The sequence below is a fragment of the Kitasatospora sp. NPDC042419 genome, from assembly GCF_056437345.1.
Genome location: NZ_JBWKAW010000011.1, coordinates 167,061 through 192,780 on the forward strand (window position 1 = coordinate 167,061; position 25,720 = coordinate 192,780).

Annotated in this window: 20 protein-coding genes and 1 tRNA gene; 14 read left to right on the forward strand and 7 right to left on the reverse strand. The window is 73.8% G+C overall.

Translation table 11 applies throughout. The features are described 5' to 3' along the window. Window positions 1–54: 54 nt before the first annotated feature. Window positions 55–1,401, reverse strand: a complete 1,347-nt coding sequence (locus tag AC067J_RS22040; RefSeq protein WP_478301816.1) for an MFS transporter — start codon at window positions 1,399–1,401, stop codon at window positions 55–57. A gap of 467 nt (window positions 1,402–1,868) precedes the next feature. After that, window positions 1,869–3,356 carry a potassium/proton antiporter gene (locus tag AC067J_RS22045; protein ID WP_478301662.1) on the reverse strand — a complete coding sequence of 496 codons (1,488 nt, stop codon included), beginning with the start codon at window positions 3,354–3,356 and terminating at the stop codon, window positions 1,869–1,871. 314 nt (window positions 3,357–3,670) lie between these two features. On the opposite strand from AC067J_RS22045, the gene AC067J_RS22050 reads away from it, so the two are divergent. Then, on the forward strand, window positions 3,671–6,394 hold the full coding sequence (locus tag AC067J_RS22050) for a penicillin acylase family protein (protein ID WP_478301664.1): 2,724 nt from the start codon (window positions 3,671–3,673) through the stop codon (window positions 6,392–6,394). Window positions 6,395–6,534: 140 nt separating this feature from the next. On the opposite strand, the gene AC067J_RS22055 is transcribed toward AC067J_RS22050, so the two are convergent. Then, a complete protein-coding gene (locus tag AC067J_RS22055) occupies window positions 6,535–7,110 on the reverse strand; it encodes a 5-formyltetrahydrofolate cyclo-ligase (RefSeq protein ID WP_478301666.1) in 576 nt (191 codons plus the stop codon). A 95-nt stretch (window positions 7,111–7,205) separates the two neighbouring features. Here AC067J_RS22055 and AC067J_RS22060 point away from each other — a divergent pair, with 95 nt between their 5' ends. From AC067J_RS22060 to AC067J_RS22095, 8 genes are all read left to right on the forward strand, one after another. Further along, entirely contained in the window at window positions 7,206–8,231 is a 1,026-nt protein-coding gene (locus AC067J_RS22060) for a GGDEF domain-containing protein (protein ID WP_478301668.1), read from the forward strand. A 12-nt stretch (window positions 8,232–8,243) separates the two neighbouring features. Continuing rightward, a complete protein-coding gene (gene galU, locus AC067J_RS22065; RefSeq protein WP_478301670.1) occupies window positions 8,244–9,164 on the forward strand; it encodes a UTP--glucose-1-phosphate uridylyltransferase GalU in 921 nt (306 codons plus the stop codon). Between the two features lie 26 nt (window positions 9,165–9,190). Next, on the forward strand, window positions 9,191–10,600 hold the full coding sequence (gene glp / locus AC067J_RS22070; protein ID WP_478301672.1) for a molybdotransferase-like divisome protein Glp: 1,410 nt from the start codon (window positions 9,191–9,193) through the stop codon (window positions 10,598–10,600). Between the two features lie 218 nt (window positions 10,601–10,818). Next, window positions 10,819–11,259, forward strand: a complete 441-nt coding sequence (gene moaC / locus AC067J_RS22075) for a cyclic pyranopterin monophosphate synthase MoaC (protein WP_478301818.1) — start codon at window positions 10,819–10,821, stop codon at window positions 11,257–11,259. Continuing rightward, a complete protein-coding gene (locus AC067J_RS22080; protein ID WP_478301674.1) occupies window positions 11,256–11,759 on the forward strand; it encodes a MogA/MoaB family molybdenum cofactor biosynthesis protein in 504 nt (167 codons plus the stop codon). The genes moaC and AC067J_RS22080 overlap by 4 nt, the downstream gene beginning before the upstream one ends. Continuing rightward, window positions 11,756–12,382, forward strand: a complete 627-nt coding sequence (locus tag AC067J_RS22085; protein ID WP_478301820.1) for a GNAT family N-acetyltransferase — start codon at window positions 11,756–11,758, stop codon at window positions 12,380–12,382. Before AC067J_RS22080 ends, AC067J_RS22085 begins: the two co-directional genes overlap by 4 nt. 150 nt (window positions 12,383–12,532) lie before the next feature. Continuing rightward, window positions 12,533–13,627, forward strand: coding sequence for a divisome protein SepX/GlpR (gene sepX / locus AC067J_RS22090; protein ID WP_478301676.1), 1,095 nt, complete (start codon window positions 12,533–12,535; stop codon window positions 13,625–13,627). 91 nt (window positions 13,628–13,718) lie between these two features. Further along, window positions 13,719–13,792, forward strand: a tRNA-Ala gene (locus tag AC067J_RS22095). A 126-nt stretch (window positions 13,793–13,918) separates the two neighbouring features. Here AC067J_RS22095 and AC067J_RS22100 read toward each other — a convergent pair. The 3 genes from AC067J_RS22100 to AC067J_RS22110 form a co-directional block, all read right to left on the reverse strand. Next, window positions 13,919–14,353, reverse strand: coding sequence for a universal stress protein (locus AC067J_RS22100; RefSeq protein ID WP_478301677.1), 435 nt, complete (start codon window positions 14,351–14,353; stop codon window positions 13,919–13,921). Between the two features lie 166 nt (window positions 14,354–14,519). Continuing rightward, entirely contained in the window at window positions 14,520–15,404 is an 885-nt protein-coding gene (locus tag AC067J_RS22105) for a peptidase (protein WP_478301679.1), read from the reverse strand. A gap of 2 nt (window positions 15,405–15,406) precedes the next feature. Next, entirely contained in the window at window positions 15,407–16,723 is a 1,317-nt protein-coding gene (locus AC067J_RS22110; RefSeq protein WP_478301681.1) for a VWA domain-containing protein, read from the reverse strand. A gap of 291 nt (window positions 16,724–17,014) precedes the next feature. Here AC067J_RS22110 and AC067J_RS22115 point away from each other — a divergent pair, with 291 nt between their 5' ends. The 5 genes from AC067J_RS22115 to AC067J_RS22135 all read left to right on the forward strand — a co-directional run bounded on the left by AC067J_RS22115 (window position 17,015) and on the right by AC067J_RS22135 (window position 23,849). After that, window positions 17,015–17,527 carry a DUF1269 domain-containing protein gene (locus tag AC067J_RS22115; RefSeq protein WP_478301682.1) on the forward strand — a complete coding sequence of 171 codons (513 nt, stop codon included), beginning with the start codon at window positions 17,015–17,017 and terminating at the stop codon, window positions 17,525–17,527. A 186-nt stretch (window positions 17,528–17,713) separates the two neighbouring features. Continuing rightward, window positions 17,714–19,042 carry an FtsW/RodA/SpoVE family cell cycle protein gene (locus tag AC067J_RS22120; protein ID WP_478301684.1) on the forward strand — a complete coding sequence of 443 codons (1,329 nt, stop codon included), beginning with the start codon at window positions 17,714–17,716 and terminating at the stop codon, window positions 19,040–19,042. Continuing rightward, window positions 19,042–20,562, forward strand: a complete 1,521-nt coding sequence (locus tag AC067J_RS22125) for a penicillin-binding transpeptidase domain-containing protein (RefSeq protein ID WP_478301685.1) — start codon at window positions 19,042–19,044, stop codon at window positions 20,560–20,562. Before AC067J_RS22120 ends, AC067J_RS22125 begins: the two co-directional genes overlap by 1 nt. Before the next feature lie 181 nt (window positions 20,563–20,743). Next, entirely contained in the window at window positions 20,744–22,312 is a 1,569-nt protein-coding gene (locus tag AC067J_RS22130; RefSeq protein WP_478301687.1) for an amino acid permease, read from the forward strand. Between the two features lie 124 nt (window positions 22,313–22,436). Further along, a complete protein-coding gene (locus tag AC067J_RS22135) occupies window positions 22,437–23,849 on the forward strand; it encodes a glycosyltransferase family 87 protein (protein ID WP_478301689.1) in 1,413 nt (470 codons plus the stop codon). Between the two features lie 42 nt (window positions 23,850–23,891). Here AC067J_RS22135 and AC067J_RS22140 read toward each other — a convergent pair whose 3' ends face one another. After that, window positions 23,892–25,673: a penicillin-binding transpeptidase domain-containing protein gene (locus AC067J_RS22140; protein ID WP_478301691.1), complete on the reverse strand. Its 1,782-nt coding sequence runs from the start codon at window positions 25,671–25,673 to the stop codon at window positions 23,892–23,894. Between the last annotated feature and the right edge of the window lie 47 nt (window positions 25,674–25,720).

A 25,720-nucleotide genomic window follows, 5' to 3' on the forward strand; every position in this document is an offset into this window, starting at 1 on the left:
GATGTGAGATGAGTCCGGCCCGTCGCCGGGACGCCGCCCCGCACCGCCCGGCGTTCAGCCCTTGGCGGCGCCCACCAGCTGAGGAGCGACACCCGACCCCGCGCCCGACCCGGCGCCCGATCCGGCGGCCACCGTGTTCCCGGCCCCGGCGCCCGGCGCGACCAGCAGGCCCCGCAGGGTGACCAGCGCGGCCAGGCCCAGCCCGGCGCCGGCCACCGGCACCAGGAATCCGGCCGACGGCCCGTTCCCGTCGACCAGCTGGCCGGCCACCATCGACCCGACCGCCAGGCCCAGCCCGATGGCGCCGGTCAGCCAGGTGAATGCCTCGGTCTTGGCGCCGTCCTCGACCAGCGTCTCGACCAGCGTGTACCCGGTGATCAGGGTCGGTGCGATGGCCAGGCCGCAGAACAGGCCGGCGACGGCCAGCGAGGCCAGGTTGGGCATCGCCCAGAGCGTCGAGCAGCCGATCACCAGGAGCGCGTAGCTGGCGAGCATCCGGTGCCGGGCGGCGTGCCGCCAGGCGATCATCCCGTAGAGCACGCCGGCCAGCATCGAGCCGCCGGCGAAGATCCCGTACACGGTGCCGCTGGCCCCGGGCTGTCCGACCGACTCGGTGAACGCGGCGACGGAGACCTGCATCGCGCCGAAGACCGTGCCGACGCCCAGGAACGCGCCGGCCAGCAGCCGGACGCCGGGCGAGGCGAGGGCGGAGGCCCGGCGGGCGCCCGGAACGTGCGGGTGCAGCGCGGGCGCGGTGCGCCGCTGGGCGGCGAACGCGAGCCCGCCGACGACGGTCAGCGCAGCCTCGGCGATCAGTCCGGTCGCCGGGTTGACCGTGGCGGCGATGGCGGAGGCCAGCACCGGGCCGATCACGAAGGTGAACTCGTCGGTCACCGACTCGAAGGCGAAGGCGGTGTTCAGCTTGGCCGGCGGCGCGCCCTCCGCGGAGAGCTTGGCCACCCAGCGGGCCCGGACCATCGCGCCGATCTGCGGCACGGAGGCACCGGCCGCCGCGGCGGCGAGGAAGAGGCTCCAGACCGGTGCGTGGCCGAGTGCCAGCGCGATCAGCGCACCGACCGAGACGGCGTGCACCAGCACGGTCGGCACCAGGACGGCGGCCTGGCCGAAGCGGTCGGCCAGCCGGCCGGTCTGCGGCCCGATCAGGGCCTGGGCGACGGCGGAGACGGCGGCGGCGGTGCCGGCGGTGCCGTAGGAGCCGTGGGTGTCGCGGATCAGCAGCAGGATGCCGAGGCTGAGCATCGCGTAGGGGAGCCGGGCGGCGAAGGCGGGGACGAGGAACGTCCAGGCTCCGGGGGTGCGCAGCAGCGCGCCGTACCCGACCCGGGTGGGGGTGGTGTCGGCGCGGTCCTCGGGCGCGGCGGGCAGGTCGTGCCCGGGCATGGCGTCGTCGACCGTTCGGCGGGCCGTCACGGTCGGTCCTTCCTGCTGCCTGGTAGCGCGGCAGGGCATGAAAAAGCCCCGACGGCGCCGAGAGTCGTCCTCTCGCGCGTCGACCGGGGTAGATACCGGGCCGGCCGGCGGGGTCACCGAGGGCCGGACCGCGGCCGCCGAGCGGTCGCGCCAACTCTGCATCAGGCAGATGCTGGGGGTGTGTCATCCAGAGTAGCTATACGCGCGTAGATGGCGCGCTTCCCTCCACAATACAGGGCATGCCCAAAGTTGTCCTGCCTATCGAAGGTGAATGCCGGTCGAACGTCCCATAGCCGGGAGGCGCAGGACGCCGGGAGGCCGGTGCCGCACCAGGAGACCAGGGCGCCACGAGGCCAGGGCACCGAGAGGCCAGGGCACCCAAAGGCCGGGGGCGCCAGGACGCCGGGGGTGCCGGGCGTCCGGCACCCCCGGAGCGCTCACTCCCGCCCGTGCAGCCAGCCGGCCAGCTTGCCGCCCTTGTCCACGGCCCGGAGCCGCCGCTCGGCCGCCTCGCTCACCTCGTCCGTGGTGACCACCAGCAGTTCGTCCCCGCCGCGCAGCACCGTCTCCTTGTCCGGCACGAAGCTGGTCCCCTCGCGGACCACCAGGGTCACCGCCGCGCCGGCCGGCAGCCGCAGTTCGCCGACCTCCACACCGGACATCCGGGAGGCCGGCGTCAGCGCCACCGACAGCAGGTGGCCGTGCAGCTTCTCCAGCGGCGCCGACTCGATGCCGAGGTCCTGGCCCATCGAGCCCTCGCCGATCCGCAGCCACTTGGCGACCCAGGGCAGGGTCGGGCCCTGGAGCAGGGTGAAGACCACGACCAGGATGAAGACGATGTTGAAGACCTCCTGCGCCATCGGCGCGCCGGAGACCATCGGGATGGTGGCGAGCACGATCGGCACCGCCCCGCGCAGGCCGGCCCAGCTCAGCAGGGCCTGTTCGCGGACGGGCAGCCGGAAGGGCGTGAGGGTGAACACCACCGAGAGCGGCCGGGCCACGAAGACCAGCACCGCGCCGATCACCAGGGCCGGCACCACGGCCGAGCCCATCGTCTCGGGGGTGCAGAGCAGGCCGAGCAGGACGAACATGCCGATCTGCCCGATCCAGGCCAGGCCGTCGGCGAAGCCGCGGACGGCGGGCCCGTGCGGCAGCTTGGCGTTGCCCAGGATGACGGCGCTGACGTAGACGGCGAGGAAGCCGGAGCCGTGCAGCAGCGCGCCGCCGGCGTAGGCGAGCACGGTGAGCGCCATGACGGCGATCGGGTAGAGGCCGGAGGACGGCAGGGCGACGTGCTTGATCCCGAAGGCACCGATCTTCCCGACCGCGAGGCCGACCGCGAGGCCTATCGCGAGCTCGGCGAGGATGGTGCCGACCAGCACGTACCAGGAGTCCAGCTCCCCGGTGGTGGCGAAGGCGACGACCAGGATGACCACGGGCGCGTCGTTGAAGCCGGACTCGGCCTCCAGCAGGCCGGTCAGCCGGTGCGGGAGCGGGACCATCCGCAGGACGGAGAAGACGGCCGCGGCGTCGGTGGACGAGACGATCGCGCCGAGCAGCAGCGAGGTCCGCCAGTCGAGGCCGACGAGCCAGTGCGCGCCGGCGGCGGTGACGAAGACGCTGACGCCCACGCCGACGGTGGCGAGGACGGTGGCGGCCGGCATCACGGGCTTGACCTCGCGCCAGTTGGTCTTGAGGCCGCCCTCGGCCAGGATCACCACCAGGGCGGCGTAGCCGAGCACCTGGGTGAGCTCGGCGTTGTTGAAGGTGATGCCGAGGCCGTTCTGGCCGAGCGCCACGCCGATGCCGAGGTAGATCAGCAGGCTTGGCAGCCCCGATTTCGTCGAGACGCGCACGGCGGCCACCGCGACCAGCAGGATCACGGAGAATTCGAGGAGCAGCTGGTTCAGGTGGTCGACGTTCACGCAGGGGCACCTCGGGCTGGCAGCGGGCGGGCGGGGTGTCTGGTGGCGGTGAGGCCGGGGGCGCGCGATCGGCAGGGCGGGGGCGGGCGCGCCGATTACTCCCCTTGCGGATCGTTACGCAGTCTAACATTTTGCCATATCTTTAGGTTTCCCTGTCGCATGACCCCTCACCTCCGCTTCTGACCTCGCCCGATCCCACCGTGAGCGTCCCCCGTGCACGCCCGCCAGCCGAGTCGGCCTAATGTGGTGCCCTGTCACGGCCCCGTGCCCTTGACATGTCCGCCCGCCCCCCAGTGAGGACCGCAAGGACCCAGATGCCCCGCTCGAAGAAGTTCCGGCGCGCCCGTCTGATCGTGATCGTGCTGGTCGTGCTGCTGGTGGCCGGCGCCGGCTACGGCGGCTACCGGGGGGTGGCCGCGGTCCGCGCGTCCTTCCCGGAGGTCGACGGCACCGTCAAGGTGGCGGGCCTGAGCGCGCCGGTCGACGTCAAGCGGGACGCCAACGGCATCCCCCAGCTCTACGCGGACACCAACGAGGACCTCTTCCGCGCCCAGGGCTACGTCCAGGCCCAGGACCGGTTCTGGGAGATGGACGTCCGCCGGCACATCACCGCGGGCCGGCTGTCCGAGATGTTCGGCGACGGCCAGGTCGAGACCGACTCCTTCATCCGCACCATGGGCTGGCGCCAGGTGGCCCAGAAGGAGTTCGACACCCAGCTGTCGGCCGACACCAAGAAGAACCTGCAGGCCTACGCGGACGGCGTCAACGCCTGGCTCGCCGAGCACCCGGGCGGGTCGAGCGCCTCCCTGGAGTACACCCTGCTCGGCGTCGCCAACGGCGATTACAAGCCCGAGCAGTGGACCCCGGTCGACTCGGTGGCCTGGCTCAAGGCCATGGCCTGGGACCTCTCCGGGAACCTCCAGGAGGAGATCGACCGCTCGCTGCTCGCCCAGGACTTCAGCCCGGAGAAGATCGCCGAGCTGTACCCGGACTACCCGTACGCCCGCAACGGCACGATCGTGAAGACCGGCACCGTCAGCGGCGACAGCTACCGGCCGTCCGACGGTTCCGCCCCGGCCGCCGGCGCCACCGGCACCGGCGCCACCGCCCAGGGCGCGGCGGCCACCAAGGCGCTCCTCAAGGACGTCACCGACCGGATCGACGCGCTGCCCGAGATGGTCGGCCGCAACGGCCAGGGCATCGGATCCAACTCCTGGGTGGTCGACGGCAACCACACCACCACCGGCAAGCCGCTGCTGGCCAACGACCCGCACCTCGGCCCCGGCCTGCCCTCGGTCTGGTACCAGATGGGCCTGCACTGCCGGGCGGCCTCGCCCGCCTGCCAGTACGACGTCTCCGGCTTCACCTTCGCGGGCATGCCCGGCGTGGTGATCGGCCACAACAAGGACGTCGCCTGGGGCCTCACCAACCTCGGCGCCGACGTCACCGACCTCTTCCTGGAGAAGGTGACCGGCCCGGAGACCTACCTGGTGGACGGCAAGGAGGAGAAGTTCGAGCTCCGCAGGGAGACCATCAAGGTCGCCGGCGGCGAGGACCGCACCATCACCGTCCGCACCACCAGGACCGGCGCCCCGCTGATCTCCGACCCGAGCACCGAGCAGCAGAACGTCGGCAAGTACGCGCCGAACGGCAGCTCCGCCCCGGACCGCGGCACCACCGGCTACGGCGTCGCGCTGCAGTGGGCCGCGCTCGTCCCCGGCAAGACCATGGACGCCGTGTTCGCGCTCGACCGCGCGAAGAACTGGGAGGAGTTCCGGGGGGCCGCCAAGGACTTCGCCGTCCCGGCCCAGAACCTGATCTACGCCGACGCCAAGAACATCGGCTACCAGGCCCCCGGGTACATCCCGGTCCGCGGCAACGGCGACGGCCGCAACCCGGCGCCGGGCTGGGACTCCTCCTACCAGTGGAAGAAGGACCCGGTCCCGTTCAACGCCCTGCCGTACAGCCTCAACCCCTCGGCCGGCTACATCGTCACCGCCAACCAGGCCGTGGTCGACCCGTCGTACAAGTACCTGCTGACCAAGGACTGGGAGTACGGCACCCGGGCCAAGGAGATCACCGAGCAGATCGACGCCCGGCTCAAGAACAACGGCAAGATCTCGCCGGACGACATGCAGGAGATGCAGCTCGACAACACCAGCATCCTCGCGAAGACGCTGGTCCCGATGCTGCTCAAGGTGCAGATCGACGACCCCTACGTGCGCGAGGCGCAGGACCTGCTGAAGGACTGGAACTACCACCAGGACGCCGACTCGGCGGCCGCCGCCTACTACAACGGCGTCTGGCGCCAGCTGCTCACCCTCGCCTTCGGCCAGAAGTTCCCGGCCGACCTGCGGGCGGAGGACAACTGCCTGCTCGTCCGCCAGCAGGCCGACCCGACCAAGCCGGACAGCAAGTCCACCATCGTCACCGAGTGCGGCACCCGCGACCCGGGCAAGGCCCAGCCGGACGGCGGCGACCGCTGGACCGAGGTGGTCCGGCAGCAGCTGGAGAAGCCCGACAGCAGCTGGTGGACGTACATCGACTCCCAGCACAAGGAGCAGAAGGGCCTCGACAACCTGCTCCGCGAGGCGATGAAGAACGCCCGCCAGGAGCTCACCGCGCTGCTCACCAAGGACATCTCCACCTGGAGCTGGGGCCGCCTGCACAAGCTGGAGCTGCGCGAGCGGACGCTCGGCTCGGACGACTCCTCGATCGCCTCCGGCGCCGTCCACCGGCTGCTCAACCGCGGCCCGTACCGCCTCTCCGGCGGTTCGGCGGCGGTCGACGCGGCGGGCTGGAACGCGGCGGCCGGCTACCAGGTCGACTGGATCCCGTCGATGCGGATGGTGATAGACCTGAGCGACCTCGACGCCTCCCGCTGGATCAACGTCGGCGGAGCCTCGGGGCACGCGTTCCACGCCAACTACAACGACCAGACCGACCTCTGGCTCAAGGGCAAGCTGCTGACCTGGTCCTTCTCGGCGGACGCGGTCGAGAAGTCGGCCAAGCACAAGCTGACGCTGACCAACGGCTGACACCGACCCACGGCTGACACCGACCGGCGGCCGACACCGACGAACGGCCGAGGCCGACCGGCGGTCGACGCCCGCGACGGCCCCGCACTCCCGGATCCCCGGGGGCGCGGGGCCGTCGCCGTACGCCCCACGGAAGGGGCTCACCCCAACCGGTGCGGCCCCGAGGGGGTCAGCGCGAGGTCCACCGGCCGGTCGTGCGGCTCCGCCGGCACCCGCTCCAGCAGCTCGTGCTCGTAGAGCAGCACCGCCAGCACCGGCCGCACGCCGGCCCGCTCCAGCCGGGCCAGCACCCGGTCGTACGAGCCGCCGCCCCGCCCCAGCCGCAGCCCCCGGCGGTCCACCGCGAGCCCCGGCAGCAGCACCAGGCCCGCCCCGGTCACCGCCTCCGGGCCGAGCCGCTCACCGGTCGGCTCCAGCAGCCCGCGCCCGGCCGGGAGGAGCGCCTCCGGGCCCCCGTACTCCGCCCAGTCCAGGTCGTTGTCGGCCAGCAGCACCGGGAGCAGCACCCGCACCCCGCGCGCCCGGAGCGCGTCCAGCAGCGGTCGGGTGCCGGGCTCGGCGCCCACCGAGACGTACGCGGCCACCGTGGCGCCCGGCCCGGCCAGCTCTCCGGCGTGCCCGGCCAGCGCCCCGGCGGCCCGCTCCCGGGCCTCGGCCGACAGCGCCCGGCGTTCGGACAGCAGCCGTGTCCTCAGCGGGCCCTTCTCGTTGTGCATGGGATGCTCCACCGCTCCTCCACCGCTCCGACCATCGCTCCGACCCGCGCTCTGGGCCCGTGACGCTCAGAGCCTGACACGCGGAAGGCGCCCCGATGTCCACCCCGCTGCTGGTCCAGGCCCTGGCCGTGCTGAGCGCCCCGGCGCTGGCCGGCGCCGCCCTGCTCGGTGTCCGGCTGCGGCGCGGCGCGTCCGGCGCGGCCGACCGCGAGGCCGGGCTGCGCGAGCGGATCGTCGAGCTGGAGGCCCGCTGCGCCGAGCTGGAGCGCACCGCCTCCTGCGACCCGCTCACCGGCGTCTGGAACTACCGGCACCTCCAGCTCACCCTCGACCGGGAGATCGACCGGGCCCGCCGGGCCGAGCAGCACGGGCACGGCCAGCAGGACGGCCCCCGCCCGCTGGCGGTCCTGCTGCTGGAGATCGCCGGCTTCGACGCGGTGGTCGCCGAGCACGGCCGCGCCCGCGCCGGGACGGTGCTGCGCGACCTCGCGCAGCGGCTCGGCATGGAGATCCGCCGCTCCGACACCCTGGGCCGGTACAGCGGCGAGGAGTTCCTGGTGGTCCTGCCGGACACCGGCGCCGAGGGCGCGGCCCAGGTCGCCGACCGGCTGGTCTGGTCGGTCCGCCGCCACCTGCTGCTGGACTGGTCCTCGGGCAGCCGGGAGGGCCGCCGCCCGCAGGGCAACGGGCTCACCGCCGCGGTCGGCCTGGCCGTCCTGCCCGAGGACGGCGCCCACGCGGCCGTGCTGCTCCGGGCCGCGGACCGGGCGCTGGCCGCGGCCCGCGGGGCCGGCGGCGACTGCTGGCGGGGAACCGCCGCTCCGTCCGCCGCCCGGGCCGGCCTCCCCGCCGACCTTCCTTCCGACCTTCCGGTCGTTTCCCCGGTCGCATCCCCAGTCGTTTCCCCGGCCGTCTCCCCGGGCGTCTTCTCGTGTGCGGAAGGTGTCTTCGCAGCCGAACGTGACCGTTCGGGAAAGCCGGGTAGTCTGTCGCCCTGTGCCGGAGGGGACCCCCTCGCCCCACCCGTCACGTCCCCTTTGCCTGCCATAGCGGCCGGGTCAGGCGACGTGCTGTCCCAGCACCGCTCAACTGCGCCCGGCCAGGCGAAACACGTGCCTTAGTAAGGTAAACGCATGACGACGACGAACTCCCGAATCCCGGTAACCAAGGCCGTGGTCCCCGCGGCCGGCCTGGGAACCCGCTTCCTGCCGGCCACCAAGGCCACTCCGAAGGAGATGCTGCCCGTCGTCGACAAGCCGGCGATCCAGTACGTCGTCGAGGAGGCGGCCTCCGCCGGGCTGTCCGACATACTGATGGTCACCGGCCGCAACAAGCGCGCCCTGGAGGACCACTTCGACCGCGCCTACGAGCTGGAGGAGCTGCTCGCCCGCAAGGGTGACGAGGACCGCCTCCGCCGGGTCCGCGAGTCCGTCGAGCTCGCCAACATGCACTACGTCCGCCAGGGCGACCCGAAGGGCCTCGGCCACGCCGTCTCGGTCGCCGAGCAGCACGTCGCCGGCCAGCCGTTCGCCGTCCTGCTGGGCGACGACCTGATCGACCCGCGCGACCCGCTGCTGGCCCGCATGATCGAGGTCCAGCAGGAGCTCGGCGGCTCGGTCGTCGCGCTCATGGAGGTCGACCCCTCCCAGATCCACCTGTACGGCTGCGCCGCCGTCAAGCCGAACGGCTTCGGCGAGGACGTCTTCCAGGTGACCGACCTGGTCGAGAAGCCGGACACCGCCGACGCCCCGTCGAACTACGCGGTCATCGGCCGCTACGTCCTCGACCCCTCGGTCTTCGACGTGCTGCGCGAGACCCAGCCGGGCCGCGGCGGCGAGATCCAGCTCACCGACGCCCTGCGCGAGCTGACCACCCGCGACGCCTCGACCGGCGGCCAGGTGCACGGTGTGCTCTTCAAGGGCCGCCGCTACGACACCGGCGACCGCGCCGACTACCTGCGCGCCATCGTCCGGCTGGCCTCCGAGCGCGAGGACCTGGGCCCGGGCTTCCGCAGCTGGCTGCGCGAGTTCGTCGCCTCCGAGCTGCAGGACTGACACACCGACCGAGAGCGAGCGCGCCGATGACCGGGTCCACGGAGAGCAGTACCACCCCCGCAGCCTGCTGCGACGGCTCCGCGGACCCGGCGCCGCCCGTCCGCCCGGTCGCCGTCCGGCCGGATCCGTCCGGCCGGACGGCCCCGTCCGCCCGGCCCGCCCCGGCGGACCCGTCCGGCCTCTGGACGGTCGACGAGCACCTCGCCGACGTGCTGGCCGCCGTCGGCCCGCTGCCCGCCATCGAGCTCCAGCTGCTCGACGCGCAGGGCTGCCGACTGGCCGAGGACGTGCTCGCCGAGGGCGACCTGCCGTCCTTCGACAACAGCTCGATGGACGGCTACGCCCTCCGCACCGCCGACACCGCCGGCGCCACCGGTGAGTACCCCTCGGTGCTCTCCGTGGTCGGCGACATCGCCGCCGGCGCCGACGAACTCCCCCGGGTCGGTCCCGGCCAGGCCGCCCGGATCATGACCGGCGCCCCCGTACCGCCCGGCGCCCAGGCCGTCGCCCCGGTCGAGTGGACCGACGGCGGCACCGGCACCGGCCGCGCCGCCGACGCGATGACCGCACCGGTCGAGGGCGAGGAGGTCCGGGTGCTGCGCCCGGTCGCCGAGGGCGCCCACATCCGCCGCCGCGGCAGCGACGTCGCCGCCGGCACCCGGGTCCTGACCGCCGGCACCCGGCTCGGGCCCACCCAGCTCGGCCTGCTCGCCGCCGTCGGCCGGCCCACCGTCACCGTCCGCCCGCGCCCGCGGGTCGTGGTGCTCTCCACCGGCAGCGAACTGGTCCAGCCCGGCGAGCCGGTCGGTCCCGGGCAGATCACCGACTCGAACAGCTTCACCCTCACCGCGGCCGCCCTCGACGCCGGCGCGATCGCCTACCGGGTCGGCGGAGTCCCCGACGACGCGGCCCGGCTGCGCGCCGTCCTGGAGGACCAGCTCGGCCGGGCCGACCTGATCGTCACCAGCGGCGGCGTCAGCGTCGGCGCCTACGACGTGGTCAAGGAGGTCTTCGCCGAGTACGGCGGGGTGGACTTCCGCCGGCTGCGGATGCAGCCCGGCAAGCCGCAGGGCTTCGGCCGGATCGGCCCCGGCGCCGGCGTGCCGCTGATGGCGCTGCCCGGCAACCCGGTCAGCGCGTACATCTCCTTCGAGCTCTTCGTCCGCCCGGCGATCCGGACCATGCTCGGCGCCGACGACGTCCACCGCCCGGTGGTCCGGGCGCACTGCCCGGTGGCCCTGCGCTCGCCCGCCGGGCGGCGGCAGTTCCTGCGCGGCCGGTACTCGGCGGCGGACGGCGTGGTGGAGCCGGTCGGCGGCGCGGAATCGCACCTGGTCGGCGCGCTGGCCCGGGCGGACTGCCTGATCACCGTCCCCGAGGACGTCACCGAACTGCCCGCGGGCAGCGCGGTGGACGTGGTCCTGCTCGGCGGCTGAACCCGGCGCCCGGCGGTGCCGCGGGGCCCGCCCGGACCCCGGGCGCGGTGGACCGTCTCACCGGCGCGGCCCGTCCCACGCACCGGCCGGAGCGGGGGGTACGGTAGCGCGGTATTCGACCTGCGCGCCCCCTGGAGCCACCCGTGACCACCACACCGCCCGGCGACCGCCTCACCCACGTCGGCCTCACCCACGTCGACGAGCAGGGCGCGGCCCGGATGGTCGACGTCTCCGAGAAGGCCGTCACCGCGCGCACCGCGGTCGCGGCCGGCCGGGTCCGGGTCGCCCCCCGGGTGGTCGAGCTGCTCCGCGGCGAGGGCGTCCCCAAGGGCGACGCGCTGGCCGTCGCCCGGATCGCCGGCATCATGGGCGCGAAGAAGACCCCCGAGCTGATCCCGCTCTGCCACCCGATCGCCCTCTCCGGCGTCAAGGTGGAGCTCGCCGTGGCCGACGACGCGGTGGAGATCACCGCGACCGTGCGGACCACCGACCGGACCGGCGTCGAGATGGAGGCGCTGACCGCCGTCGCGGTGGCCGGGCTGACCGTGATCGACATGGTCAAGGCCGTCGACAAGGGAGCCGCCATCGAGTCCGTCCGGGTGCTCGCCAAGACCGGCGGCAAGAGCGGCGACTGGACCGCCCCCGAGGTGTCCGCGTGAGGGCGCTGGCCGTCACCGTCTCCAACCGCGCCTCGGCCGGCGTGTACGAGGACAAGGGTGGCCCGCTGCTCGTCGCCGGTCTGCGCGGGATGGGCTTCGCCGCGGACGGCCCCCGGGTCGTCCCGGACGGCGAACCGGTCGAGGCGGCCCTGCGCGAGGCCGTCGCGGCCGGCTACGACGTGGTGCTGACCACCGGCGGCACCGGCATCTCGCCGACCGACCTCACCCCCGAGATGACGGCACGCGTCCTCGACCGCGAGATCCCCGGCATCCCCGAGGCGATCCGGGCGTACGGCCGGGACAAGGTACCCACCGCGGCGCTCTCCCGCGGGCTGGCCGGCCTCGCCGGACGTACCCTGATCGTCAACCTGCCGGGCTCGACCGGCGGCGTGAAGGACGGCCTGGCCGTCCTGGAGCCGCTGCTCGCGCACGCCGTCGACCAGCTCGGCGGCGGCGACCACCCCCGGCCCGACGCACCAGCTTCCGGGAGAGCGCACTGAACGCCGGCTGGCCGGTAGAGCTCCACGAGGGGGACGTCGCGCTGCGCCCGATCCGGGTCCGCGACCAGCGCGACTGGCAGGAGGTCAGCCGCCGCAACCGGGACTGGCTGCGGCGCTGGGAGGCGACCGTGCCGCCGGGCCCGGCGGCCCACGGCGCGGGCTCGCGCCCGACCTACCGGCAGATGGTCCGCTACCTGCGCGGCGAGGCCTCGGCCGGCCGGATGCTGCCCTTCGTGGTGCTGTACAAGGGCCGGCTGGTCGGCCAGCTGACGGTCGGCGGGATCACCTGGGGTTCGATGTGCTCGGCCAACGTCGGCTACTGGATCGACGAGGCGGTGGCCGGGCGGGGCATCATGCCGACCGCGGTCGCGCTCTCGGTCGACCACTGCTTCCGCACCCTCGGCCTGCACCGGATCGAGGTCTGCATCCGTCCGGAGAACACCCCGAGCCGGCGGGTGGCGGAAAAGCTCGGCTTCCGCTCGGAGGGAATGCGGCCGCGCTATCTGCACATCGACGGGGACTGGCGGGACCACCTGGTGTTCGCACTCACCGCCGACGAGGTTCCGGAGGGGATGCTGGACCGCTGGCGGGCCCTCAGTTCGGGTCGGCGTCCGAGAAATTGAATATATGTTCGAAAGAAATATCGATATGGCATCGGCGTGGCGACGGACGGGCACAAATACCGGCAAAATAGTCGGAGAATCAGCTTGATCACACGACACGCCGTGCCAAATTGCTACCAGGCCTTCCCCCGCGCCCGTACGGTGTGAAACGTGAGCAGTAGCGGCCTTATCTACGCCGTCATCGTAGGGGCCTGGGCCGCCTATCTGGTGCCGATGTGGCTCCGCAGGCAGGACGAGCTCAACGAGGCGCGCCCGACGGAACGCTTCAGCACCGCCATCCGCCTGCTGGCCGGGCGTTCGGCGCTGGAGCGGCGGGCGTCCCGGGCCCTGAGCGACGAACCGCGTGACGACGAGCAGAGCAGTGACGACGGACCCTCCGGACGGGACGGGGCCGCTGTCGGCGACCCCTCCGACGTTCCCCCCGGTAGTCCCGCCGACGACCCCTCCGCCGGACTCCCGGCCGGCCCGCCGGTCGGTGCGCCGGACGAGGACGGACCGGCGGCCCGGCCGGTGCACCGCCCGGCCGACCGGACCGAGGGGTGGACCGAGGGGCGGGCCGCGGCCGCGGGCGGCGGTCCCGAGCGCCGGGCCCGACTGCTGGCCCGGCGGCGCCGGATGGTCACCGTCCTCTTCCTGGCCTTCGCCGTCGGCGCGGTGGTCGCGGCGGTGGCCGGACTGGCCTTCCTCTGGGTCCCCGCGGTCCCGGCCCTCCTGCTCACCCTCTACATCGGGCACCTGCGGCGGCTGGAGCGCCAGCGGTACGCCGTGAAGCTGGACCGGGTCCGTGCGGCCCAGGCCGCCGAACGGCTGCGCAAGCGCGAGCACCAGCGTGCCGAGGCCGCCCGGGCCGCCGCCGAGGCCCCGCTCGCCGAGCCGGCGCCGGAGGTCCCGGTCGGGCGTGCCCGCCCGCACCTGCGGCTGGCGACCGACGCCGACGCGGTCAGGGCGACCGCCGGCGCCCCCGGCTCGGCCTCGGCCGTCGCGGAGGCGACCGAGCACGAGGAGTGGGTCGACGGCATGCGCGAGCGCGGTGCGGCCGGCCCGGACTCCTGGGAGCCGGTGCCCGTCCCGCTGCCGACCTACGTGACCGCGCCGGTGGCCCCCCGGGTCAGCCGCGGCCTCGACCTGACCGCCCCCGGCACCTGGAGCGCGGGCCGCCCGGCCGAGGGCCGCAACACCCCGCTCTTCGACCAGTACGCCGAGCCCCCCGGGTCCGAGTCCCGGCCGCGCGCGGCCAACGAGTGACCGGTCGGGGGCGCTGCGGGCCCCCGACCTGGGCGGCCGCCGGGGGGTGGTCACGAGCCCCCTCCGAAAGGTGCTAGAGTTTCTTCTCGTTGGGGCTGTGGCGCAGTCCGGTAGCGCACCTCGTTCGCATCGAGGGGGTCAGGGGTTCGAATCCCCTCAGCTCCACCCAACGGAAGTCCCGCCCGGTCATCGACCAGGCGGGACTTCTGCGTTGTGGCGGGACCCGGTTCGACGGGAAGTCAGCCGGGCGGCGGGGTGACGGGCCGGGCGCCGCGGCGGCTGTGAGACGGATCACTCCCGGACGACGATCACGGTGCAGGGGGCGTGGTCGACACAGTGGAGGGCCACCGTGCCGAGCGGGGCGCCGGGCGGGGCGGAGCGGCCGCGGGAGCCGACGACCAGCGCGGTGGCGTCCCGGGCGGTGGCCACCAGGGTGGGGCCGGGGACGCCGGCCCGGAGCAGGCGGCGGACGGCCGTGCCGGGGGAGAGGCTGGCGGCCAGGGTCTCGTCGAGGATCCGGGCGGCGTGGCGCTCGGGCTCGAAACCGTCCAGGGCGGGCAGGACCAGGCCGTGCTCGTCCTGCGGCAGCGGGAACTCCCAGACGGTCACCGCCTCCAGCGGGCCGCCGGTGAGGGCGGCCAGCCGGGCGGCCCAGCGGACGGCGGCGTGGGAGAGCCGGGAGCCGTCCACGCCGACCACGATCCTGCCGTCCGGCTGTGGTGTCACGGTTCGAGCCTAGGCCGTGTCTTGTGGATCAGCCCGGGTCCGACCTGATCCACAAGACACGTCCTGGGCCGTGCCCGGCAGGTGCGCCCCGGGTTGCCGGGGTGGGGCGGGACGGCCGAGGGCCGGTCGGAGCAGTGCTCCGGCCGGCCCTCGGGGGCGGGGTCCGTCAGGGCTGGCCGGAGCCGGCGTACGGGCCCGGCTGGGGGGCGCCGGACTGCGGCGGCACCGAGCCGTAGCGGGCGGGCCGGCGGCCGCGCGGGTGCCGGGTGAGGGTGTAGCCCGCGACGCCGGCCAGGGCGGCCAGGACGCCGCCGGCCGCGGTCCAGAACCAGCGGCTGTTCCAGCCGGAGAACCAGCCGGTGTACCAGTGGTCCTCGGGCTCCTCGGGGGCCGCCGCCTTGGCGGTCGCGGCGCCGCCGCCGGCCGGCGGGACCAGCGGGGCCCTGAGCTCGCCGCCCTCCGGCTGGGCGTTGTCGGCGTCGCCCTTGGCCGTCACGTGCAGCTGGACCGAGGCGGCCAGGCCGAGGTCCGGCTGCGGGGCGTCGGCGACCGAGAGCCGGACGTAGTAGGTGCCGGGCAGCGGGTCGCCGGACCACGGCTCGGCCCAGGAACGGACCTCCCGCAGGGTGCAGCTGAGCGCGAGCGAGGCGGTGGCCTGCTCGGCGGTCGCGTTCTGGGTGCCGGCGGTGCAGGACTGGCGGCGGCGCAGCCCGTCGAACACCTCGACGCTCCAGGTCTGCCGGTCGTGCCGGTCCGCGGACGGGGGCAGGGTGACGGTCAGGCCGACCGTCGGGGTCTGGCCCTCCGCGGCGCCGAACGCCCAGTACAGGTAGTCGCCGGTGGAGACGGCGACGGCGGCGTCCTGACCGGGGGCCAGGTTGACGGCGGTCAGGAAGGAGGTGCCGGCCTTGTTGGCCGGAGCCGGCGTGCCGCTCGCGCTCGGGGAGGGCGAGGCGGCGGAGGCGGCCGGGGCCGCGAGGGCGAGTGCCGGGAGCAGGGCCAGCGCGGTCACCGCGGTGCGGAGCCGGGCGCGGGTCGTCGAGTGGGACATGGTCAGTTCTCCTGCCAGACAGCGATCCGCCAGCGGGCGATCCAACCGAACAGCAGACCGGCCACGAGGCCGGCCAGGGTGAGCACGAGCAGCAGGATCCAGCCGCGGCCGAGGCCCATCGCCGGGCCGTCCGGGGAGGGCGAGGCGGCGGTCAGGTCGACCGTCAGCTCCAGCGGCAGGCCGGGGTCGGCGGCGACACCGGCCTGCGCGGCCAGCGAGTTGCTGATCACCAGGCAGACGGTGGTCTCCGGCTTCCCGCTCGGCGAGGCGGACGGGGTCGCGGTGGCGTAGCCCTTGGAGTCGTCGGTGGACCAGCGCAGGCCGGTGGAGACCACGTCGGTGCGGCCGCTCCCGGCGTCGGTGCCGCGGACCAGTTCCTGGCCGGTGGTGCTGGTGGCCTGGAGCAGGACGCCGTAGTCGCGGGCCACCGGGCGGTCCAGTGCGACGCTGACCGAGGCGCGCAGCTCCTGGCCGGCCTTGACCGGGACGCGGTAGACGCGGTGCTCGGAGAACTTCTCGCGGTCGCTGTAGACACCGGGGGCGAGGACCGGCGCGGACTCGCACCGGTCGGTGCCGGTGGTCTTCACCGGGGCCACCGCGTAGGTGTCGTTGGAGCGGTCGACCAGCTGCTTCACCTTCTCGGTGAGCTGCTCCTGGGTGCGCACGTCGGTGTAGGTGCCGCCGGTGGCGGTGGCGATGCAGAGCAGCTGCTGGCGGGTCTTGTCGTCGTGGGCCAGGCCGAGGGTGTCGATCACCAGGTGGATGCCCTGGGCGGCGAGCTCGCGGGCGACGTCGCAGGGGTCGGGCGGGGCGCAGGAGTCCTCGCCGTCGGTGATCAGCACCACCCGGCGGGTGGTCTCGCCCTTGCCGAGGTCCTCGGCGGCGCCGCGCAGGGCCAGGCCGATCGGGGTCCAGCCGGTGGGGCGCAGGGTGGCGACGGCCGTCTTGGCCTCGGTCTTGTTGGTCTTCCCGACCGGGAAGAGCTGCTTGGTGTCCAGGCAGCCCTGGGCCTTGTCGTTGCCGGGGTAGGTGGCGCCGAGGGTGCGGATGCCGAAGTCGGTCTCGGCCGGCAGGGCGTCGATCACCTCGTTCAGCGACTGCTGGGCCACCGCGATGCGGCTCTTGCCCTGGATGTCGGCCTCCCGCATGGAGCCGCTGACGTCCAGGACGAGGTCGACCCGGGGAGCTTCCTTGCCGGCGGAGCCGGCTGATGGTTCGTCGGCATGGGCGGGCAGGCCGCTGAGCAGCGCCCCGCCCGTTATCGCCAGGGCGGCCAGCAGGCTGCCGAGCCTGGCCTTCGGTCGTCGTCCGGTAGTCACCCGCCGATCCTAGGGATCATCAGTTCCCCGTGGCCAACACGGTCCGGTGCGCGGGGTGCCGGACTCCGGCGCGAACTCGCGGGCGCCGGTGGGTGATCGGTGCCAGGGGTGCCCGGGCGTGCGCCGGGTCGTGCGGCGTACCGGACCCGGCGACCGGGCAATACGTGACACACCGGACGGATGAACCGATAAATATGGATAGCGCTCGTTAGGGTGACGAGCGGGTCGAGGGGGCCGCCGCACCGGCGCCCGGGCCCGGCCGGTACGTCCGACTGAGGGAAGGACCCGTACGTGAGCAACCTCTTCGCGATCGCCTATCCGGATCTGGCCACCGCCCGGGCGGTGCGCAACGCGGCGGTCGGACTGCAGACGCAGAAGCTGATCGAGCTGGAGGACGCGGTCGTCGTCGAGCGCCGCGAGGACGGCAGGATCAAGCTGCACCAGCAGGTGAGCACCACCGGCGCGGGGGCCGCCTCGGGCGCGCTCTGGGGCGGGGTGATCGGCCTGCTGTTCTTCATGCCGTTCCTCGGCGCGGCGGTCGGCGGTGCGGCCGGGGCCGCGGTCGGCGCCTCCACCGACATCGGGGTGGACGACGACTTCATGCGCCAGGTCGGCGAGCACCTCCAGCCGGGCACCGCCGCGGTGTTCCTGCTGGTCCGCAAGGCCACCGCCGACAAGGTCGTCCCGGAGCTGGCCCAGTACGGCGGCAAGATCATCCAGACCTCGCTCTCGGCGGCCGCCGAGGCCGAGCTGAAGGCGACCGTCGAGGCGGCCCGGGCGAACGCCGCACCGGCTCCGGCCTGAGCCCCCCGGAGGGGGCCTGACCCCACCTGACCAGCCGCTCACGTCGGGGCGGACGGGCCCGCCGCCCGTCCGCCCCGATCGTCACACCCCGGTTCGCCGCCCCCGGGTCCGCCGCACCGGGGCGACCCCGCAGCAGGACATCCCGCAGATCGACACCCAGGACGGTCCGTGGCGACACCCTCCGCCGTGACGAGAACCGCCGACCGGCCGCGCCGGACGGTGCGGACCCGGCGCAACACCGAACTCGCGCTGGTCCTGGCCGCGGTGCTGACCGCCGTCCTCGGCTACGCCGAGGTCGGCCTCAACATCGACGGCACGGTGCCCGCCGACGCGGGCGAGTACGGGGCCGCGCTCGGCGTGCTCGCCCTGCTGGCGCACGCCGCGGTCCGCTGGAAGGCGCCGTACGCGGACCCGCTGCCGCTGCCGATCGGGGTGCTGCTGAACGGCATCGGGCTGGTGGTCATCTACCGGCTGGACCGGTCCACGCCGGGCAACGCGGCCCCCACCCAGCTGCTCTGGTCCACGCTCGGGGTGGGCCTGTTCATCCTGGTGCTGCTCCTGCTGCGGGACCACAAGAGGCTGCAGCGCTACGCGTACATCGGGGCGCTGGTGGCGCTGGTCCTGCTGGTGCTGCCGATCTTCTTCCCGCCGGTGTACGGCTCGCGGATCTGGATCACCCTGGGCCCGCTCTCCTTCCAGCCGGGCGAGTTCGCCAAGATCCTGCTGGCGGTCTTCTTCGCCGCCTACCTGGCGGTGCACCGGGACGCGCTGGCGCTCACCGGGCGGCGGGTCTGGCGGTTCCAGCTGCCCCCGGGGCGGGTGCTCGCACCCGTCCTGGTGATCTGGGCGGCGTTCGTCGGCGTGCTGGTGCTGGAGACCGACCTCGGCACCTCGCTGCTCTTCTTCGGGCTCTTCGTCGTGATGCTGTACGTGGCGACCGCGCGGACCGGCTGGATCGCCATCGGGCTCTTCCTGGCGGCGGTCGGCGCGGTCGGGGTGGGCTGGCTCTCGCCGCACGTGCACAGCCGGGTCAACGACTGGCTGGACCCGCTCGGCTCGATCGCCGCCGGGCGCGGCGCCAACCAGATCGCCCAGTCGCTGTTCGCCTTCGCCTGGGGCGGGGAGCTCGGCGCCGGGCTGGGCAACGGGTACTCGGCCCTGATCGGCTTCGCCGCCAAGTCCGACTTCATCCTCGCGACCATCGGGGAGGAGCTCGGACTGACCGGGCTGATCGCGCTGCTCCTGGTGTACGCGCTGCTGGTCTCCCGCGGGTTCCGGACCGGGATCGCGCTGCGGGACCCGTTCGGGCGGCTGCTGGCGATCGGGCTGGCGGCGATCGTCGGCCTGCAGGTGTTCGTGGTGGCGGGCGGGGTCCTCGACCTCATCCCGCTGACCGGGATGACGCTGCCGTTCGTCGCCCAGGGCGGCTCCTCGGTGGTCACCAACTGGATCATCGTCGCGCTGCTGGTGCGGATGAGCGACATCGCGCGGCGGCCCGCCCCCGGGGAGGCCTGATGGCGCGCGACCGCTCCGGTGGCGGTGCCTCCGGCGACGGGCCGCAGGGCCTGCCGGGGATCTCCGTCACCGGCCGCCGGGCCGGCACCTTCTGCCTGCTGCTGATCGTGGTGCTCTGCGTCCAGGCCACCCGGGTGCAGGTCTTCCGGGCCGACGAACTGAACCACAACAGCGCCAACCAGCGGCTCACCATCGTGCGCTACTCCCAGCCGCGCGGCGACATCCTGGTGGGCTCGGAGCCGGTCACCGGCTCCGAGCCCACCGGCGGGCGCTACGACTACAAGCGCACCTACACCGACGGCCCGGTGTACGCGGCGGTCACCGGCTACTCCTCGCAGACCTACGGCAACACCCAGCTGGAGGGCACCGAGGACGAGCTGCTCTCCGGCACCGACCCCCGGCTGGCGAGCTGGGCGGTCTGGGACGCGGTGGCGCGCCGGCAGAACCCCGGCGGGGACGTCCGCACCACCATCGACCGGGCCGCCCAGCAGGCCGCGATGCGGGGACTGGGCCGGCAGAAGGGCGCCGTCGCCGCGATCGAGCCCGCCACCGGGCGGATCCTGGCGCTGGCGTCCACCCCGTCGTACGACCCGGGGAGCTTCGCCGGGACCTCGGCCGACGACCAGGAGGCCTGGAACCGGCTGCAGGCCGACCCCGACCAGCCGATGCTCAACCGGGCGCTGCGGCAGACCTACCCGCCCGGCTCGACCTTCAAGGTGGTGACCGCGGCCGCGGCGCTGGAGAGCGGCGTGGTCACCGACATCGACGCGCCGACCGGTGCGCCCTTCCCGTACGTCCTGCCGGGCACCACCACGCCGCTGGTCAACGACACCCGGGCCTGCGACGAGCCCGGGCAGTCGCTGGACACTGCGATGGTGCTCAGCTGCAACAGCGTGCTGGGCTACCTCGGGGTGCAGGTCGGGCTGGAGCGGATGACGGCGGTGTCGGAGGCCTTCGGCTTCAACGACGCCCGGCTGGACACCCCGGTCAGGGCGGCCCGCTCGAACTTCGACACCCGGATGGACGAGTCGCAGCTCGCGCTCTCCTCGATCGGCCAGTTCGACACCGCCGCCACCCCGCTGGTGATGGCGATGGTCGCGGCCGGGGTGGCCAACAACGGCACGGTGATGCGTCCGCAGCTCGTGGAGGAGCTGACGAAGAGCGACGGCACCGCCGTCCAGCTGATGAAGCCGACCGTGTACCGGCAGGCGATGAGCCCGGGGACGGCCGGGCAGGTGCGGCGGCTGATGACCGACGTGGTGGAGAACGGCACCGGGCGCGGCGCCCGGATCGGCGGTGCGGTGGTGGGCGGCAAGACCGGTACCGCCCAGCACGGGGTGGACAACAGCGGGACGCCGTACGCCTGGTTCATCTCCTGGGCCGCGCCGGCCGGCTCGGACGGGGTGCCGCCGGTGGCGGTCGCCGTGGTGATCGCGGACAGTGACGCCACCGATGTCACGGGCGGCGGGCTGGCGGCGCCGGTCGCGCGGGCCGTGATGCAGGCGGTGCTCGCCGGGTGAGGCCGTTACCGACCCCTCCGACCTGCTGCTTTATCTGCTCGACGGTGGATCCGCCGTTTGCGAAGTGTCCGGTTTGTACATGCCGATGCGACGCTTCGTACAATGCGCGCCGCGGGACTGTTCGTTTGCGACACTGGTGCTTTCGCGGGGTACTGTCCCATCTTTGTTCGGTTGGTCCCCGATGGCACCCCGTGACGCGTCGAGTGACCGGCCGCTAGGACACCCTCCCTCGCCTAGAAGGACCCCCGTTTTGGCCAGCAACACCCTCGGTGCGCGCCTCCTGAGGCGCAAGCCCGTCTCCACCCTGATCGCCGAGAGCGAAGGCCGCGACGGCCTGCCCGCCGGAGCGCCCGAGGAGGGCGGACGCTCCGGCATCCACCTGCGTCGCTCGATCGGACTCTGGCAGCTGTCCGCGATCGGCATCGGCGCCACCATCGGCACCGGCATCTTCTTCGTGCTCAGCACGGCGGTGCCCTCGGCCGGCCCGGCCGTCATCCTCTCCTTCGTGATCGCCGCCGTGACCGCCGGCCTCACCGCGCTCTGCTACGCCGAGATGGCCTCCGCGATCCCGGTCTCCGGGTCCTCGTACTCGTACGCCTACGCCACCCTCGGCGAGGGCGTGGCCTTCGGCGTCGGCATCTGCCTGCTGATGGAGTACGGGGTCTCGGCCTCGGCGATCGCGGTCAGCTGGGCCGAGTACCTCAACAAGTTCTTCGACCTGGCCTTCGGGTTCCAGATCCCCGAGGCGCTCTCCGGCGCGCCCGGCGACGGCCACTGGTTCAACCTGCCGGCGCTGCTGCTGGTCGCCATGGTCTGCATCCTGCTGATCCGCGGCGTCAGCGAGTCGGTGAAGGTCAACGCGGCCATGGTGGCCATCAAGATCCTCATCCTGCTGCTCTTCATCTGCGTGGCGCTGACCGGCTTCCACTCCGGCAACCTGACCCCGTTCATGCCGCTGGGCATCGGCGGCGTGCAGGTCGCGGCCTCCAGCATCTTCTTCTCCTTCATCGGCCTGGACGCCGTGTCCACCGCCGGTGAGGAGGTCAAGAACCCGCGCCGCACCCTGCCGATGGCGATCATCATCTCGCTGGTCGTGGTCACCGTGCTGTACATCCTGGTGGCCGTGGCGGGCATCGGCGCCCAGCCCTGGGAGAAGTTCGACGGCCAGGAGGCCGGCCTCGCCCAGATCCTGCAGGACATCACCGGCCAGAGCTGGCCCGCGATGCTCTTCGCGATCGGTGCGATCATCTCGATCTTCTCGATCACCCTCGTGGTGATCTACGGCCAGACCCGCATCCTGTACTCGATGGGCCGCGACGGGATGCTCCCCAAGCGCTTCGCCCAGCTCTCGCCGCGGACCGGCACCCCGGTCTGGAACACCATCGTGGTCGGGATCGGCGTCGGCGCGCTGGCCGCCTTCATCCCGCTCAACGTGCTGGCCGACATCACCAGCCTCGGCACCCTGATCGCGTTCTCGGTGGTCTCCGTCGGCGTGATCATCCTGCGCCGCACCCAGCCCGACCTGCCGCGCGGCTTCAAGGTGCCCGGCTACCCGGTCGTCCCGCTGATCAGCATCGGCTTCTGCGTCTACCTGATCACCGGCCTGCACGCCGACACCTTCCGGGCCGGTGCGATCGCCCTGTTCGTCGCGGTGGTCGTGTACTTCGGCTACAGCATCAAGCACTCCAAGCTGGAGCGGGCCGGACAGCCGGCCGGCCCGGCGCAGCCGACCGACACGAACGCCGGCTGACTCCTGTGAGCAGAGAACCGGGCCGTCCGGGGGTTCCGTCCTCCGGGCGGCCCCGTTCGCACCCGCGGACACTCGCGTCGCAGACATGGCGACAGGGCGCCACCCCCGGCCATAACCTTCCACCATGGTGAGCACCCGCACGCCCGGCTACTCCCGCCCGCGCGGCCGCTTCACCGGCCGGGGCGGTACCCCGGCGCCGCCCGGCCCGGCCGTTCCCCCGGCCGGACGTGCCCGCCTGCGTGCCAGCCTGGCTCCCCGCCCGTTCCCCCGCCAGCGTGGCGGGGGCGGCCCGAAGTCGCCGCCCGATCGGCTGAATCCGGCCCGGACCGCCGGGCACCGCGGGGTCCAGCTGCTCGGCTGTCTGATCGCGGCCGGCTGGGCGGCCGCCTTCCCGGTCGTCTCCGACCTCCCCAACCAGCGGCTCTGGGGCGCCGTCGCCGCCCCCTCCTACCTGCTCGCCGGGCTGCTCTGCCTGATCCTCCCGCGCCGCGTCGCCGCCCGGACCGCCGCCGCGGTCGCCCTGGTCGGCGCCGTGCTGGTGCCGCTGGCCGTGCTCTCCCTCCAGGGCCGCCACCAGTCCGAGGTGATGGTGGTCGAACGCTCGGCGCACCTGCTGTTCACCACCGGCAGCCCGTACCTGCCGGACCCGGTGGTGGTCACCGACTACAACCCCTACCTGCCGGGGATGGCGCTGTTCGGCGTGCCGCGCGCCGTGCTCGGCGACGGCAACGCGGTGGTGCGGCTGGCCGGGGACGCCCGGATCTGGTTCGCGCTGGCCTTCGTGGTCTGCCTGCTGGCCGGCTGGCGGCTGCTGCGGCCCTCCCGGGACCGGGCGCCGCTGCTGCCGCTGACCGTGCTCACCGCCTCGCCGCTGGTCGCGCTGGCCCTGGTCGGCGGCGGGGTGGACCTGCCGCTGATCGGGCTCTGTTGTCTGGCCATGGCACTGGCCGAGCGGGACCGGACCATCCCGGCCGGACTGGTGCTGGCGCTCGCCGGCACCCTGAAGTGGACGGTCTGGCCGGCGCTGCCGGTGGCCGTCCTGCTGCTCTGGCGGCTCTACGGGCGGCGGCCGGCCGCCCGGGCCGGGATCACCGCGCTCGGCACCGGGGTGGCGGTCATGGCCCCGTTCGTCCTGGCCCGGGCGGACGAGCTGCGCGAACAGGTGGTGCGCTTCCCCCTGGGCCTGACCGCGATCCAGACCCCGGCCGGCAGCCCGCTGCCCGGCAAGGTGCTGGCCGGGTTCGGGCCGACCGGGCACACCGCCTCGCTGGTGCTGCTGACGGTGGGCGGCCTCGGTGTGACCGTCTGGCTGCTGGCCCGGCCGCCGGTCTCCGCGATCGCCGCCGCCGACCTGCTGGCCGCCGGACTGGCGATCGCGTTCATGCTGGCCCCGGCGGGGCGGTTCGGGTACCTCGCGCTGCCGGTGGTGCTGGTGATCTGGCCCCGGCTGGCGGCCCGGCGGTGGAGCGCCCGGCCACCCGTCCCGACTTCCGCCTGCCTGCTGGCCCGGCCGGAACCCGCCCTGCCGGGACGCTGAGGCAGGGCGGGCGGCGCGGGCCCCGGGGACCGGGGGCGGGGCTCAGCGGTTGCCGGCCGCCTTGATGATGGAGGCGACCGCCGGACCGGCCGCGTCCACGCCGTGGCCGCCGCCCTCGACCTCGGCGGCGACGGCGAGGTTGCCCCGGAACGCGGTGAACCAGCTGTTGGTGGTGGTGATGCCGGTCGCCTCGGCGGAACCGGTCTTGGCGCCGGCGTTGTCCGAGATCCCGGCCATCACGTCCTTGGCGGTGCCGTCCTTCGCGGTGGCCGCCATCATCGCCTTCAGCTTCGCGGCGGCGTCGGGCGAGAGGTCACGGGCGGCCTTCTGCTGCGGCAGCTCGGCGACCAGGACCGGCTGCTTGAACGTGCCGCTCTGCACGGTGGCGGCGACCGAGGCGATGGCCAGCGGGTTCATCTGGACCTTGCCCTGGCCGATCGACTGCATGGCCTGCTCGTCCTTGTTGGAGCCGGCGTCCGGCACCTGGGCGTCGGCGCTGCGCAGGCCGGTCTGCCAGTTCAGGCCGAGGCCGAAGACGTCCTTGGCGGTGCTGGTCAGCGCACCCGGCTTGAGGCTCGCGAGGCCCTGGTCGATGAAGGCGGTGTTGCAGGAGATCATGAAGTCCTGCTGGAGGGTGTTGTTCGGGTACACCTCCTTGAACGAGTTCGGGATCGCCTGCGGGTTGCTGCTCTTCGCCGGGCAGGGCACCACGGTGTCCGGGTTGACCCCGGCCTCCAGCAGCGCGGCCGAGGTGACGATCTTCATCGTGGAGCCCGGGGCGAGCAGCCCCTGGAAGGCCCGGTTCTGGCCGGTCACGGGCGCGTTGGCGAACGCCAGGATCTGGCCGGTGCTGGGCTCGATGGCGATGATCGAACCCTTCTTGCCCCCGAGGTCGGTCATCGCCTTCTCGGCGGCCGCCTGCAGGGTGGCGTCGATCGTCAGCTTGAACGGCTTGGCGGGCTTGGGCTCCACGATGGTGAACAGCCGGTCGGCGGCGGCGTTCGGGTCGGCCGGGTTGGTGATCACCACACCGCTGCCCGCGTCCTCCTGCGCCTTGTTCTGGTCCGCCAGGAGCTTCTGGACCTTCGCCTGCGCCTCGGTGATCAGCGACGCGGTGATCGAGGGGCTGTTCAGCGCCTTGTTGTTGCGGTCCACCACGTTGCCGGGCGGGGCCAGGACGGGCTGGACCGCGATCACCTCGCCGGGGGCCAGGTGCGGGTGCAGCACCGTCGGAGCCCAGTGCACGGCCGGGGTGTCGTCGGACATCTTCACGACGTTGAGGAAGCCGTTGTAGTCCCAGACCCGGTTGGTGCCCTCGAACTCGGCACGGGCCTTGAAGCCCATCAGCACGCCCTCCGGCGCCGGGGTCGCGGCCGCCGACGGCGAGTCCGTGGCGGTGGCGGCCGGAGTGGCCGGCGCCGTGGTGCCGGCGGCCGGGGCCGACGGCTTGGCGCCGGGGGAGGGGGTGCCGGTCGCCGAGGCGAAGGCCGCCGGGGTGGCCGGGCCGGACGGCGCGAGCGTCAGCCCGCTCGGCTTCACCTGGTCCCGGAAGGCGGTCAGCGCGGTGGTCGCGGTCGCCGGGTCGTCGGTCAGCGAGGCCGCCTTGGCGAGGTCGCCCGCCGCCCAGGCCGCCAGGAAGTCCTTGGCGCCCGCCGCGGCCTGCTCGGCGCTCGGGGGCTCGGCGACCACCGTGCGCGGCTTCTTCGCGGGCGGCTCGTCCGAGTCGTCCGAGCCGCCGACGAGGCTGTACGCCCCGTAGCCGCCCGCCGCCAGCATGGCGACGGCCACGCCGGTGATGATGCCGGTCTTCGCGCCACTGCGCATGGTGCTGCTCCCCCAGGGGTCGGGCGATGGGCCGCAGCCGGTGGTCG